General features: G+C 71.9%; 14 protein-coding genes. 8 read left to right on the top strand and 6 right to left on the bottom strand.

Annotated features, from left to right (window positions below; all coding sequences use genetic code 11):
• Positions 1–33: 33 nt before the first annotated feature.
• The 3 genes from SLUN_RS35185 to SLUN_RS35175 all read right to left on the bottom strand — a co-directional run bounded on the left by SLUN_RS35185 (position 34) and on the right by SLUN_RS35175 (position 2,719).
• Positions 34–1,218, bottom strand: a complete 1,185-nt coding sequence (locus tag SLUN_RS35185) for a thiolase family protein (protein ID WP_108153961.1) — start codon at positions 1,216–1,218, stop codon at positions 34–36.
• Positions 1,219–1,347: 129 nt separating this feature from the next.
• Positions 1,348–1,617, bottom strand: coding sequence for a hypothetical protein (locus tag SLUN_RS35180; RefSeq protein WP_108153960.1), 270 nt, complete (start codon positions 1,615–1,617; stop codon positions 1,348–1,350).
• Between the two features lie 79 nt (positions 1,618–1,696).
• Positions 1,697–2,719 (bottom strand): LacI family DNA-binding transcriptional regulator, encoded by a 1,023-nt coding sequence (locus SLUN_RS35175; protein WP_108153959.1) that lies wholly within the window; start codon positions 2,717–2,719, stop codon positions 1,697–1,699.
• A 127-nt stretch (positions 2,720–2,846) separates the two neighbouring features.
• Here SLUN_RS35175 and SLUN_RS35170 point away from each other — a divergent pair, with 127 nt between their 5' ends.
• The 4 genes from SLUN_RS35170 (at position 2,847) to SLUN_RS35155 (ending at position 5,843) form a co-directional block, all read left to right on the top strand.
• Positions 2,847–3,542: an alpha/beta fold hydrolase gene (locus SLUN_RS35170; RefSeq protein ID WP_108153958.1), complete on the top strand. Its 696-nt coding sequence runs from the start codon at positions 2,847–2,849 to the stop codon at positions 3,540–3,542.
• A gap of 29 nt (positions 3,543–3,571) precedes the next feature.
• Positions 3,572–3,790 carry an NfeD C-terminal domain-containing protein gene (locus SLUN_RS35165; RefSeq protein WP_108153957.1) on the top strand — a complete coding sequence of 73 codons (219 nt, stop codon included), beginning with the start codon at positions 3,572–3,574 and terminating at the stop codon, positions 3,788–3,790.
• A gap of 72 nt (positions 3,791–3,862) precedes the next feature.
• The gene (locus SLUN_RS35160) at positions 3,863–5,320 is read left to right on the top strand and encodes an SPFH domain-containing protein (protein WP_108153956.1); all 1,458 of its coding nucleotides are present in this window, start codon (positions 3,863–3,865) and stop codon (positions 5,318–5,320) included.
• Positions 5,321–5,378: 58 nt separating this feature from the next.
• Entirely contained in the window at positions 5,379–5,843 is a 465-nt protein-coding gene (locus tag SLUN_RS35155) for a type II toxin-antitoxin system PemK/MazF family toxin (RefSeq protein WP_108155109.1), read from the top strand.
• On the opposite strand, the gene SLUN_RS35150 is transcribed toward SLUN_RS35155, so the two are convergent.
• Positions 5,828–6,661, bottom strand: coding sequence for a TIGR02452 family protein (locus SLUN_RS35150; RefSeq protein ID WP_108153955.1), 834 nt, complete (start codon positions 6,659–6,661; stop codon positions 5,828–5,830). The genes SLUN_RS35155 and SLUN_RS35150 overlap by 16 nt on opposite strands.
• A 126-nt stretch (positions 6,662–6,787) precedes the next feature.
• Here SLUN_RS35150 and egtA point away from each other — a divergent pair, with 126 nt between their 5' ends.
• Genes egtA through egtD form a run of 4 tightly spaced genes read left to right on the top strand, consistent with a single transcriptional unit; the run spans position 6,788 to position 11,086 of the window.
• Positions 6,788–8,062, top strand: coding sequence for an ergothioneine biosynthesis glutamate--cysteine ligase EgtA (gene egtA / locus SLUN_RS35145; protein WP_108153954.1), 1,275 nt, complete (start codon positions 6,788–6,790; stop codon positions 8,060–8,062).
• Positions 8,059–9,372: an ergothioneine biosynthesis protein EgtB gene (gene egtB / locus SLUN_RS35140; RefSeq protein WP_108153953.1), complete on the top strand. Its 1,314-nt coding sequence runs from the start codon at positions 8,059–8,061 to the stop codon at positions 9,370–9,372. Before egtA ends, egtB begins: the two co-directional genes overlap by 4 nt.
• The gene (egtC, locus tag SLUN_RS35135; protein ID WP_108153952.1) at positions 9,372–10,127 is read left to right on the top strand and encodes an ergothioneine biosynthesis protein EgtC; all 756 of its coding nucleotides are present in this window, start codon (positions 9,372–9,374) and stop codon (positions 10,125–10,127) included. The genes egtB and egtC overlap by 1 nt, the downstream gene beginning before the upstream one ends.
• Positions 10,124–11,086, top strand: a complete 963-nt coding sequence (egtD, locus tag SLUN_RS35130; protein ID WP_108153951.1) for an L-histidine N(alpha)-methyltransferase — start codon at positions 10,124–10,126, stop codon at positions 11,084–11,086. The genes egtC and egtD overlap by 4 nt, the downstream gene beginning before the upstream one ends.
• Here egtD and SLUN_RS35125 read toward each other — a convergent pair.
• Positions 10,981–11,850, bottom strand: coding sequence for a lysophospholipid acyltransferase family protein (locus tag SLUN_RS35125; RefSeq protein WP_108153950.1), 870 nt, complete (start codon positions 11,848–11,850; stop codon positions 10,981–10,983). The two genes, egtD and SLUN_RS35125, sit on opposite strands and share 106 nt — an antisense overlap.
• Complete coding sequence (locus tag SLUN_RS35120; protein WP_108153949.1) at positions 11,847–12,674, bottom strand: GNAT family N-acetyltransferase; 828 nt, start codon at positions 12,672–12,674, stop codon at positions 11,847–11,849. The genes SLUN_RS35125 and SLUN_RS35120 overlap by 4 nt, the downstream gene beginning before the upstream one ends.
• Positions 12,675–12,767: the final 93 nt, after the last annotated feature.

The following is a 12,767-nucleotide window of genomic DNA, read 5'->3' as shown; positions in this document are numbered from 1 at the left end:
GGCGGGACTTCTCAAACACGCCTGAGGGCTTCCTCAGCGTTCCAGGACCAGGGCGAGCCCCTGGCCGACGCCGATGCAGAGGGCGGCGAGGCCGGTTCCGGAGCCCGCGGCAGCGAGCTGATGGGCGACGGATCCGGCCAGCCGGGCTCCCGAAGCGCCGAGTGGGTGGCCGATCGCGATGGCCCCGCCGCGCGGGTTGACCAGGGACGGATCCAGCTCGGGCCATTCGGCGAGACAGCCGAGCGACTGGGCCGCGAAGGCCTCGTTGAGTTCGAAGGTGGTCAGGTCCGCGAAGGACTTGCCGGCCTTGGACAGAGCCCGGCGCACCGCCTGAACCGGGCCGAGGCCGAAGAGCTGCGGCTCGATGCCGGTGACAGCCGAGGTACGGATCCGGGCCAGCGGCTCGCGGCCGGTCGCCCGCAGCCCGTCCTCGTCGACCAGCAGGAGCGCCGCGGCGCCGTCGTTGAGCGGCGAGGAATTGCCCGCCGTCACGGTGCCTTCCTGGCGGAAGGACGGCTTCAGCTTGGCGAGCGCCTCCATGGACGTGGAGTCGCGTATGCATTCGTCGCGTGCCAGGTCCACACCTTCGTACGGGACGACCTCACCGTCGTACAGCCCCTTGCCCCAGGCCTCGGCGGCCTTCTGGTGGCTGGCGAGAGCGAAGGCGTCCTGCCGCTCGCGGCTGATTCTGTGCTTACCGGCGATGAGTTCGGCGCTCTCGCCGAGCGGGATCGTCCACTCGGCCGGCATCCGCGGGTTGGTCATACGCCAGCCCAGGGTCGTCGAGTGCAGCTGCTGATGCCCTGCGGGAAAGGCCCGTTCGGGCTTCTGCAGCACCCAGGGGGCGCGGGACATCGACTCGACGCCGCCCGCGATCGCGATCGACGCGTCGCCGAGCGCGACGGCGCGGGCGGCCTGGATGACCGCTTCCAGACCCGAGCCGCACAGCCGGTTGACAGTGACGCCGGGCACGGAGGCGGGCAGCCCGGCGAGGAGAACGGCCATGCGGGCAACGTCGCGGTTGTCCTCGCCCGCGCCGTTGGCATCACCGAAGACCACATCGTCGATACGGGCCGGGTCGAGCTCCGGAGCGCGGTCCACGAGCGCCTTGACGACATGCGCGGCGAGATCGTCGGGACGTACGCGGGAGAGCGCGCCCCCGAACTTTCCGATCGGGGTGCGGACGGCGTCGACGACATAGACGTCGCGGATACTCATCGGATCTCTCCCAAAGCCGGGCTGTTCGGCTGATTCGCCCGGTGAACGCTCGTTCACACGTGCCCGCCCCGAGTCTCTGCCGGGTGCTGCCCCCTGTCAACGGTGAGGTGCGTCGTCACCGGCGAGGTGTCAGCGGTCGGTCGCGTCGACGACGCGCGCCGACAGCCCGTAGTCCAGCTCCGCCCCGTCCACCAGCAGGGCCTCGACCGTGCGGGTCGCCGGATCGATGTCGGCCTCGATGCCGTCGCCCACATAGCGCGGGTAGCCGGAGGATCCCTGCCGGCCCGTGGTCTCCACGACGGCGGAGCGGATGGCGAACTGCGCCAGGGTGGCCGCGTCACGGCCTTCGACATGCTCGGGCACCAGCAGGATCTCGAAGCGCTGCGGAGGAGTACTCATGCAAGCGACGCTAGACACGCACCGCCCGGCCCGCACGTCGTCGGCGGAACGTAAGACCCCCTAGGCCCTGCCCGCCGGGTCAGCTGGACTCCCGGTGGACGGCCCGCGCCCTCATGAGGTCGTGCCGCTCGGGCTCGGCACCGGGGTCGCGTACGACGCGGTCGACGAGTCCGGCCAGCCGCTGACCGGTGACCAGATCGATCTGCACGGTGCTCAGACGAGGTCGCAGCAGCTTCCCCAGCAGCAGATCGTCCGCGCCCATCACCGCCGTCTCGCGCGGAATGGCGACGCCCTCGTCCTGCAGTGCGCGCATCAGGAGCATGGCGTACTCGTCGTTGTACGCGTACACCGCGTCGAGGCCGAGTCCGCGCCAGTCGGCGGCGAGTGCGGCGGCCGACTCCTCGTCGTACGACATGGTCAGCGGCTCGATCCGGGCGCCGGTGCGCATCGCGGCCTCGGTCGCGCCCTCCAGCCGGGGGCGGGAGAAGAGCTCCAGGCCGGGCTCGTCGGGCATCAGGACGCCGATGTTCCGGTAGCCCCGGCCGATCAGATGCGCGGCCGCGCAGCCGCCGACCTCCCGCTGGTCCATCACGAGGGAGTGCGCTCCCTCGACGCGCTCGGGGCCCAGCGTTATGACGGCTTTCGCGCCTGAGCGCTTGAGGACGCCGACGCCGTGCGGGGTGAGCGCGACCTCGCCGAGCGAGACGACCGCGACCGGGCGGAGTTCGGCCCAGGCGCGGGCGGCCTCGTCGCCGTCGAGGCCGAGGCTGCCGTACTGGACGACGGTGTAGTCGAGGCGCCGCAGCGCCCACTGCAGCTCGTTGAAGAAGCGGCTGTAGAGCGGGCCGACCGGGACGTGGGCGGCGGGCAGCAGCACCATCCGGGTGTGCCCGGCGCGCAGACTGCGGGCCGCGGCGTGGGGCACATAGCCCAGCTCCTCGGCGGCCTCGCGGACGCGGCGGCGGGTGGGCTCACTGATCCGTACGGCCGAGGTGTTGTTGAGGACGTAGGAGACGGTGGCTCGCGAGACTCCGGCCAGCCGGGCGACATCGGCACTGGTCGGGACGGGGTGTTCTGCGGACTGCTTGGGTGTCTGGCTCATCGCTCTCGGCATCCTTCCAGAACCGTTTCGCGCGGGGTCTGGCGGATGGCCGGAAACGAGTGCTACGGGATGTTGACACGTGTAACTTTGGGACCGTCGAGGACACCACACCGGAAAGGCACCAACTGTGCAGCTCCACACCACCACTTGGGGCGAGGGCGACCGCGTCGCGCTCCTCGTCCACGGGATCATGGCCGACCACCGCACCTGGCGGAGGGTCGGACCCGAGCTCGCCGAGCGGGGCTACCGCGCCATCGCCGTCGATCTGCGCGGCCATGGTGCGAGCGCCCGCGGCGAGTACAGCCAGCAGCTCTTCGCCGACGATCTCGTCGAAACACTGCCCGTCGGCGCCGAACTGGCCATAGGCCACTCGCTGGGCGGCCTGGCACTGTCGCTCGCTGTGGAGCGGCTCGCGCCGCGGCGCGCTGTCTACTGCGACCCGGCGTGGCGTATCGCCGCTGCCGACGGGGGTTTTGGACCCGAGCAGTTCGCCGAGGCCAAGGCGCTGCGGCGGGACCAGATCATTGCCATGAACCCGCGCTGGGAAGCCGCGGACGTCGAGATCGAGCTGGAGACGGTGCGGGTCTGGGACGAGGGCACCGCGTTCGGCATCGCCGACGCCTTCGGCGCCGACCTGCGTCCGGCGAAGCCGGCGGTGCCCTCGCTCGTGACGCTCGCCGACCCGAGTCTCCTCATCTCCCCAAAGGACGCCGCCGAGTTGGCGGCGCGCGGCTTCGAGGTCCGTACGGTCAGGGGCGCGGGCCACACCATCCACCGCGACGACTTCGACGGTTTCATGAGCTCGCTGGACGGCTGGATCTGACGGGCCCCGGCGCGGGTAGGCTCCCCACCATGGACGACCAGTCGATGGTGGGGCTGCTGGGGCGGGTGACCGGCACGGTCGGGCCGGGGCTCGTCGGCGAGGTCATCGTCCGCATCCGCGGCGGGGCCGAGCACTTCCTCGCCTATCCGGCCACCGCGAAGGAACGCATCGAGACCGGCACGGTGGTCACCGTCGTGGAACATCTGCCGCCGCGTACCGTCTATGTCACGGCCGCGTACGGCAGTTGAGCCCCGTCCCGATCAGGAGGACACTCCCGGTCATCCGGTACCGGGCGGTACCGGGCGAAGGGGGCTGTGCCGATGGTCGTCGGCGTCGCGGCGGGACTCGTACTCGCTGCCATCATCATCCTGATCGGCCTGTTCAAGCTCATGTGGCGAGTCGCCGAGCCGAACGAAGCGCTGATCATTTCCGGTTCCACGCACAGGACCGAAGGTCTTGGCGAGGGCATGGGGTTCCGTATCGTCACCGGACGCGGAACGCTCGTCCTGCCCGGTATCCAGGCGGTGCGCAAACTGTCGCTGGATCTCAATGAGACCGAACTGTCCGTGGACTGCGTGACACACCAGGGCATTCCGCTGAAGGTGCGCGGGGTGGTCATCTTCAAGGTCGGCGACGACTTCGTGTCGATCGCCAACGCCGGACGCCGCTTCCTCGATCAGCAGAAGCTGATGGCGGAGCGGGTCCACAACGTCTTCGCGGGCCATCTGCGGTCCATCGTCGGCGGGTTGACGGTCGAGGACATGATCCGCGACCGGGAGAAGCTGACCGGTCAGACCCGGGCGGCCTGCGGCACCGAGATGGAGAAGCTGGGTCTGATCGTGGACTCGCTGCAGATCCATGAGATCGAGGACCCGACCGGTTACATCAAGAATCTCGCCATGCCGCACGCCGCCGCGGTGCAGCGGGACGCCCGTATCGCGCAGGCCGAGGCGAACCGGCGGGCGACGGAGGCCGAGCAGCAGGCCGCGGCCCGGATGTCGGAGGCGACGAGGGACAGCGAGATCCTGCAGGCCGGCTATCAGGCGGAGCGTGAGGCGGCAGCGGCGAAGGCGAAGCAGGCCGGTCCGCTCGCGGACGCGGCGGCGCGCCAGGAGGTCGTGGTCCAGATGACGCGGGTCGCCGAGCTGGAGGCACAGCGCCGTGAGCAGCAGCTCCAGGCGGATGTGCGCAAGCCCGCCGACGCGGCGGCATACGAGAAGCGGACGCTCGCGGAGGGCGAGCGGGACGCCCGTATCTCGGCGGCGCAGGCGGAGGCGAAGGAGACCGAACTGGCGAGCGCGGCGCAGGCCACGGCGACCCGGGTGACGGGTGAGGCCGAGGCCGCGGCGAACCAGGCGCGCGGGCTGGCGGTGGCCGCGGCGGTGAAGGCGAAGGGTCTTGCGGAGGCCGAGGCGATCAAGGCGCGCGCGGCCGCGCTCGCCGAGAACCAGGAGGCGGTCGTCGCCCAGCAACTGGCCGAGAAGTGGCCGGAGATCGTCGAGGCGGGCGCCGGCGCGTTCAGCAATGTGGACCACATGATCCTGCTGAACGGGGCCGACGGAATGTCGGAGATGTTCGCGAAGGCGCTGACGATGGGCGGTACGGGTCTTGGTCTGGCCCGGCAGGTGCTGTCGACCATGAACCAGAACGGTGGACCCAGTGCCCAGAACGGCGCGGCGGCCTCGGTGAAGGGCGCGGCGCCGCCCGCCCCGCGCACCGAGGAGATCAGCGAAACGATCAGCGAGAAGATCCCGGTGACGGACGAGCCGAAGGACTGAGACGCGGCACCCGCCCTGCGGCAACGATCCCGCAGGTCCTACCGTGGGGCGGGTGACGATCCTCCCCGGCGTACCCGGCGCATTCGACGGCCCGTCCGGCCTTCCGGGCAGCAGCGGCCCCACCGCCACCACCGAGGCCGATCCCGCGGAAGTGGGCGCGGTCCACACCTCGTACGCCCCGGACCGCGACGGCGATCCCGACCCCGGTGAAATCGTCTGGACCTGGGTGCCCTTCGAGGAGTACGACGGGCGCGGCAAGGACCGGCCGGTGCTCGTGGTGGCCCGCGAGGACGCGGGCACACTGCTCGCCGTACAGCTGTCCAGCAAGCGCCACGACCGCGACCGCGAGTGGGTGGCGATCGGCGTCGGGCCGTGGGACCGCGCCGGACGCGAGTCCTGGGTCGATCTCGACCGGGTGCTGCGGGTCCACGAGGACGGCATGCGCCGCGAAGCCTGCGCGCTGGACCGGCCGCGTTTCGACGTGGTCGTGCGGCGGCTGCGGGAGCGCTACGGCTGGAGCTGACCGGCGAAGGCGCGGTGGAAGGCCCCCAGGGTCGGCCCCTCTGCCGTACGGTCCAGTACCGCGAAGACGATCTCCTCGAAGTGGCCGGCGAACCGGCCGCCCGCGGTGAGCAGGGCGTGGAACGCGCCCGCGACCGCCTCGGGGTCGTTGCGGAACACCCCGCAGCCCCAGGCCCCCAGTACCAGCCGCCGGTAGCCGCGCTCGGCCGCCGTCTCCAGCACGCGCTCCGCGCGCGAGGCGAGAGCGGCCGGGATGCGGTGCGCCTGGTCCGGTGTGCGGCTCGCGATCACCCCGGCGTTCGGCGCGGGCGAGGTCAGAAAGCCAACCGTGTACGGCACATCCAGCAGTCGGCCGCGGTCGTCGCGGAACACGGGGACGCCGGGAGAGTGGATGACGCGGTCGGTGTAGAAGGGGCTGCGGTCTGCCCGGTGGTGGTCGTAGAACTCGGGGGCGCGCCGCAGCGTGGCGTACAGCGCCGAGGCGCGGCAGAGGGCCTCTTCCTGGGCCTGTGCGCCGTTGAGGTAGCCGCCGCCGGGGTTGCGCGCGGAGGCGAAGTTCAGCACGGCGACGGGCCCCGGGCCCGCGGCTGTCAGGCGCTGGGCGGCTTGGGTGCTGCTCTCGCCGGTGACCTCGAAGCGGGTCCTGCGGTCCGTGTCCGGCGTGACCCGTACGGCATCCGGCCCGTACATCCGTGTGCCCGCCAAGGCGGCGGCCACCTCGGGCCCGATCGGCACCCGGCGTCCGTCCGAGGCCAGGTAGTGGCCCGCTTCGACGATCTCCTCGGTCTGCTTCGCGATCCCCCGCAGTCGTGCGCTCATGGCGGTCATCGTCGGTGACCACAGGCCTACGCGGCAATCGGTTTTCGACCCGCCGGGGGGCACTCTTGTGCGAACCGGCGGGCGTGGCCTTAGGTTGGTGAGAGCCTTCTACAGGAGGAATCGATCATGCATCAACCCGATGCGAGCGAGTACGGCCGGCCTATCGCCGAGACCGAGGCGGAGGACCTGCTCCGATGTATTTGCTTCAAGAACGGGCCGCCCCGCGCCGTGGGCGTGGAAGTGGAATGGCTCGTTCATGACCTGCACCGACCGCAGCACCCGGTCGGGGCCGACCGTCTCGCGGCGGCTTTCGACCAGGTGCGTTCCCTGCCCCTGAATTCGGCTCTCACCTTCGAACCCGGCGGCCAGCTGGAGCTCAGCTCCCCTCCCGCCGCCTCCCTGATGGAGTGCATCGACTCCACCGCCGCCGACCTGGACGCCGTACGCGGCGCGCTCCACCCGGCAGGCCTCACCCTCACCGGACTCGGCCTCGACCCCTGGCATCCCCCGCGCCGGCTGCTCCACGAACCCCGCTATGACGCCATGGAGGCGTATCTCGACCGGACGGGTCCGGCCGGCCGCGCCATGATGTGCAGCTCCGCGTCCATACAGATCTGTCTGGACGCGGGCGACGAGGAGCCCGGACCGCTCGGCCACGGCCGGCGCTGGCAGCTCGCGCATCTGCTGGGCGCGGTGCTGATGGCGGTCTTCGCCAACTCCCCCGCCCGGGAGGGTCATTACACCGGCTGGCGCTCGACCCGGCAGGCCGTGTGGGCCGATCTCGATGCCGTACGGCCTCTGGCACCCCCGCTCGACCAGGAGCCGCGCTCCGCCTGGGCCGCCCACGCGCTGGACGCGCCGGTGATGTGTGTCCGTACGGCAGAGGGGCCGTGGGAGCTGCCGGAAGAGCTCACGTTCCGGCAGTGGATGCGCTCAGGGGCGCCGCGCCCGCCGACCCGGGAGGATCTCGACTACCACTTGACCACGCTCTTTCCGCCCGTACGCCCCCGTGGCCATCTTGAGCTTCGCATGATCGACGCCCAGTCGGGCGAGGACGGCTGGATGGTGCCGCTCGCCGTCACCACCGCGCTCTTCGACGACGCCGAGGCGGCCGAGACGGTCTACCGCACCGTCAAACCACTGGCGGAGACGGCCGGTTCACTGCCCGCGCCGCGCAATCCGCTGTGGGTCAGTGCCGCCAGGGACGGACTGACCGATCCCGAGCTGCACGCGGCGGCGGTGACCTGCTTCGCCCTCGCCCTGGAGGCACTCCCCCGTATCGGCGCGTCCGACGCCGTACGGGACGCGGTCGCCGCCTTCAACGAGCGCCATGTCCTGCGGGGCCGATGTCCCGCCGACGATCTGCGCATCCCGTCCCTCGGGAAGGAACTCCGCACATGACCGACGACCTACGGCGGCGCGCCCTCGATGCGCTGACCACAGCCCGATCCCGGACGGCCACGCTCACCTCGTGCGTCGACGACCATGAACTGACAGCCCAGCACTCTCCGTTGATGTCCCCGCTGGTCTGGGACCTGGCGCACATCGGCAACCAGGAGGAGCAGTGGCTGCTGCGCACCGTCGCCGGGCGCGAGGCAATGCGGCCCGAGATCGACTCGGTCTACGACGCCTTCGAGCATCCGCGCGCGCTGCGTCCCACACTCCCGCTGCTCGCCCCGGCCGAGGCGCGCGCCTACGCCTCTGATGTACGCGGCCGAGTCCTGGACGTCCTCGACCGCACCCCGCTGGAAGGCGGACCCCTGGTCGATGCCGGGTTCGCCTTCGGGATGATCGCGCAGCACGAACAGCAGCACGACGAGACCATGCTGATCACCCATCAGCTGCGGAAGGGCCCTGCCGCGCTCACCGCGCCCGAGCCGCCCGCGGGCAGCGCGAAGGGTCTGCCGGCCGAAGTCCTCGTCCCCGGCGGCCCGTTCACCATGGGCACATCCACCGAGCCGTGGGCGCTCGACAACGAGCGGCCCGCGCACCAGCGCCTCGTGCCGGCCTTCCACATCGACACCGTGCCGGTGACCTGCGGCGCGTACCAGGCCTTCATCGAGGACGGCGGCTACACGGACCGCCGCTGGTGGGCGGCCGAGGGCTGGGACCAGGTCCGCCGGCACGACATCGCAGCGCCGCTGTTCTGGCGGCGCGAGGGCGGCCAGTGGCTGCGCCGCCGCTTCGGCGTCACCGAGCCGGTGCCGGCGGACGAGCCCGTGCTGCATGTGAGCTGGTACGAAGCCGATGCGTACGCCCGCTGGGCCGGGCGGCGGCTGCCCACCGAGGCCGAGTGGGAGAAGGCCGCTCGCCATGACCCGGACGCCGACCGCTCGCGCCGCTACCCGTGGGGCGACGCCGATCCGGGCCCCTCGCAGGCCAACCTGGGCCAGCGCCATCTGCGGCCCGCCCCGGCCGGCAGCTATCCCGAGGGTGAATCGCCCCTCGGAGTACGGCAGTTGATCGGTGACGTATGGGAGTGGACGTCGAGCGACTTCCTCCCGTATCCGGGCTTCGCTCCCTTCCCCTACCGCGAGTACTCCGAGGTCTTCTTCGGCAGCGCGCACAAGGTGCTGCGCGGCGGTTCGTTCGCCGTGGACGCGGTGGCCTGCCGCGGGACCTTCCGCAACTGGGATCTGCCGGTGCGCCGCCAGATCTTCTCCGGATTCCGTACCGCACGGGACGCGGATCCGCAGGAGGGCCGCCGCTGATGTGCCGCCATATCGCCTACCTCGGTCCGCCACTGCCCCTCGGGCAGCTGATCGTCGAGCCCGCGCACAGCCTGTACCGGCAGTCGTGGGCACCGCGTCATCAGCGGCACGGAACGGTCAACGCCGATGGTTTCGGGGTCGGCTGGTACGCCGAAGGCGATCCCGTGCCCGCCCGGTACCGCCGCTCGGGACCCGTCTGGGCCGATCTCTCCTTCGCCGATCTCGCCCGGGTGGTGAGCAGCGGGGCGCTTCTCGCCGCCGTCCGCGACGCCACCGAGGCGGGCGCCGACGGTGAGGCGGCGGCCGCGCCGTTCGCCGCCGGGCCCTGGCTGTTCAGCCACAACGGCGCGGTACGGGGCTGGCCCGGCTCCCTGGAGCCGCTCGCCCTGACCCTGCCCGCGGCCGAGCTGCTGTCGCTGGAGGCGCGCTGCGACTCGGCGCTGGTGTGGGCGCTGGTGCTGCACCGGCTGCGCGACGGCGACGAGCTGGGCCAGGCGCTCGCCGACACCGTCCGCGAGGTCGCCGGGGCCGCGCCGGGTTCCCGGCTCAATCTCCTCCTCACGGACGGCGAGACGATCGCGGCGACCGCGTGGGGCGACACCCTCTGGTATCTGGCCGAGCCCGGCCGCCGCACGGTCGTGGCCTCGGAGCCGTACGACGACGATCCGCACTGGCGAGAGGTGCCCGACCGCACACTGCTCGCCGCAACCCGCACCGATGTTCTACTGACCCCGCTCAAGGAGCCGACGGAGTGAGCCCGTTCCTGCTGACCCGAACCCTGCCCGAGGACGCGACGGAGGCCGCTCTGCGCGCCGATGTGCTGCACGGCCTGACCCGTACGCCCAAGGCGCTGCCGCCCAAGTGGTTCTACGACGCCCGTGGCAGCGAGCTGTTCGAGGAGATCACCCGGCTGCCCGAGTACTACCCCACCCGCGCCGAGCGGGAGATCCTTCTCCACCGGGCCCCCGAGATCGCCGCCGCGAGCGGGGCGCACACCCTCGTGGAGCTCGGCTCGGGCTCCTCGGAGAAGACCCGGCATCTGCTGGACGCCCTGCCGTCGCTGCACAGTTATGTGCCGGTCGATGTGAGCGAGAGCGCCCTGACCGGCGCGGCGAAGGCGCTGCTCGAGGAGCGGCCGGGGCTGAACGTCCATGCCCTGATCGCCGACTTCACCCGCGGCCTCGCGCTGCCCGGCACCCCCGGGCCGCGCCTGGTCGCCTTCCTGGGCGGCACGATCGGCAATCTGCTGCCCGCCGAGCGCGCCGTGTTCCTGCGCTCCGTGCGTTCGCTGCTCGCACCCGGCGATGCGCTGCTGCTCGGCACGGATCTGGTGAAGGACGAGGACGTCCTGGTCAGGGCGTACGACGACGCGTCCGGGGTGACGGCCGCGTTCAACAAGAACGTGCTGTCCGTCATCGCCCGGGAGCTGGGCGCGGACGTCGACCCCGACGACTTCGAGCATGTGGCGCTGTGGGACCGGGAACAGGAATGGATCGAGATGCGGCTGCGCGCCCGCTTCGCGCTGACCGTGAAGATCCCTGAGCTGGATCTCGTGGTCCCCTTCGAGGCGGGCGAGGAGATGTGTACGGAGATCTCGGCGAAGTTCCGTCAGGAGGGGGTACGCACCGAACTGGCCGCCGCCGAGCTGGAGCTGACCCACTGGTGGACGGACACGGAGGGCAGGTTCGCGCTGTCGCTGGCGACGGCCAGCTGAGCCGCGCGGGCCAGTGAACGGCGGTCGGGGCAGCTCCCCGCGGGGATGGCCGGCAGCAGCCGGATCTCCGCGGTGAGCCCGCCGGCCGCCACCACCCGCCACAGGGAGGCGCCGAGCGAGTCGTCCCCGACGAACGCGGCGGCGCCGGTGGGCAGATAGCGGATGCGTACGGGCTGGACGGCGGCGCCCGCGTCCAGCGCCGCCTGGAAGACGGCGTGCCGGAATCTGCCCTGCTCACGACCGCACCAGGTGGAGCCTTCGGGGAAGGCTATGACGCGCGCGCCGCCGTCGAGCGCGGACGCCATCTCCCGCACGGTGGCGGGCAGCGTACGGAGCCGGTCGCGCTCCAGGAAGAGCGTGCCGCCCCGCGCGGCGAGCGGCCCGAGCACCGGCCAGCGCCGGATCTCGCTCTTGGCCAGCATCCGTCCCGGGAGGGAGGCCGCGATCAGCGGTATGTCCAGCCAGGAGATGTGGTTGGCGACAACCAGGGACGCCCGGGGCGCGTACGGCCTGCCGATGACCCGTATCCGTACGCCGAAGGCGCGCACCACCGCGCGCGCCCAGCAGCGGGTCATCAGGTGCCGGAACCGGGTGCCGAGCACCACCGCGAGCAGCGCGACCAGCGGCCCGAGCAGCAGGCCGGCGAGCACGGTCACGATTCCCGCCAGCAGCCGGGCGGCCGCCGTGAGGTAGCCGGCGGCCGGGCCGTGGTGGGTCGCGCAGCCCCGCGGGGTGCAGGGCGCACTGGGCAGCCAGACGCTCACCGTACGGGCGCGAGGGAGAGGAAGTGCCGCAGGTAGCGGGGGTTGGTGCGGCGCAGCGACAGCAGGACGTAGAGGTCCGCGACGCCGAAGTCGGGGTCGTGGGCGGGCGCTCCGCACACCCAGGCGCCGAGCCGCAGGTAGCCGCGGAGCAGCGCGGGCAGCTCGGTGCGTCCGGCGGGCCGCTCGACGGAGTCGGGGTTCCAGAGCTTGTGGGGGGTGACCCAGTACTCCTCGGGCGCGAGGTTCTTGGCCTTCACGGTGTCCCAGGTGGCGGCCGCGAGGGTGCCGCCGTCGGCGAGCGGGATCGAGCAGCAGCCGGCCAGCCAGTTGTGCCCGGTGCGGGCCATGTAGCGGGCGAGACCGGCCCAGATGAGCGCGATGACGGCGCCGTTGCGGTGCCGCGGGTGGACACACGAGCGGCCGACCTCGACGAGGTCGTGGCGGATCGGGGAGAGCCTGGCGAGGTCGAACTCGGTCTCGGAGTAGAGGCGTCCAGCGACCTGGGCGCGGTCGGGCGGCAGCAGCCGGTAGGTGCCCACGACCTCGCCGGTGTCGGCCTCGCGGACCAGGAGGTGGTCGCAGTACGCGTCGAAGGCGTCGATGTCCAGACCCGGCTCGGGACCGTCCAGCCTGGCGCCCATCTCGCCGGCGAAGACCAGGTGGCGCAGCCGCTGCGCGGCCCGTACGTCCTCCTGGTCGCGGGCGAGCCCGACGACATAGCGGGGCTGGTCGGATTCGGCGCCGGGCGAGGGGAGCGGGGCATCGAGGGGCGTGACGAGCTGTGCGGGGAGCGGGGCGGGGACGACAGCTGGCAGAGCGGGCATGACGGTCTCCTGTGCCGGACGGAAGGGACGGACCGCGGGTGCGGCGGCCCGGCTCCTTACTTCTTCCGTGGCCGACTGGATTCGACATGACCG

This window comes from Streptomyces lunaelactis (genome assembly GCF_003054555.1).
GTDB classification, from domain to species: domain Bacteria; phylum Actinomycetota; class Actinomycetes; order Streptomycetales; family Streptomycetaceae; genus Streptomyces; species Streptomyces lunaelactis.
Note: the sequence above shows the minus strand (reverse complement) of the source record. Positions and strands in the feature narration are given on the sequence as shown.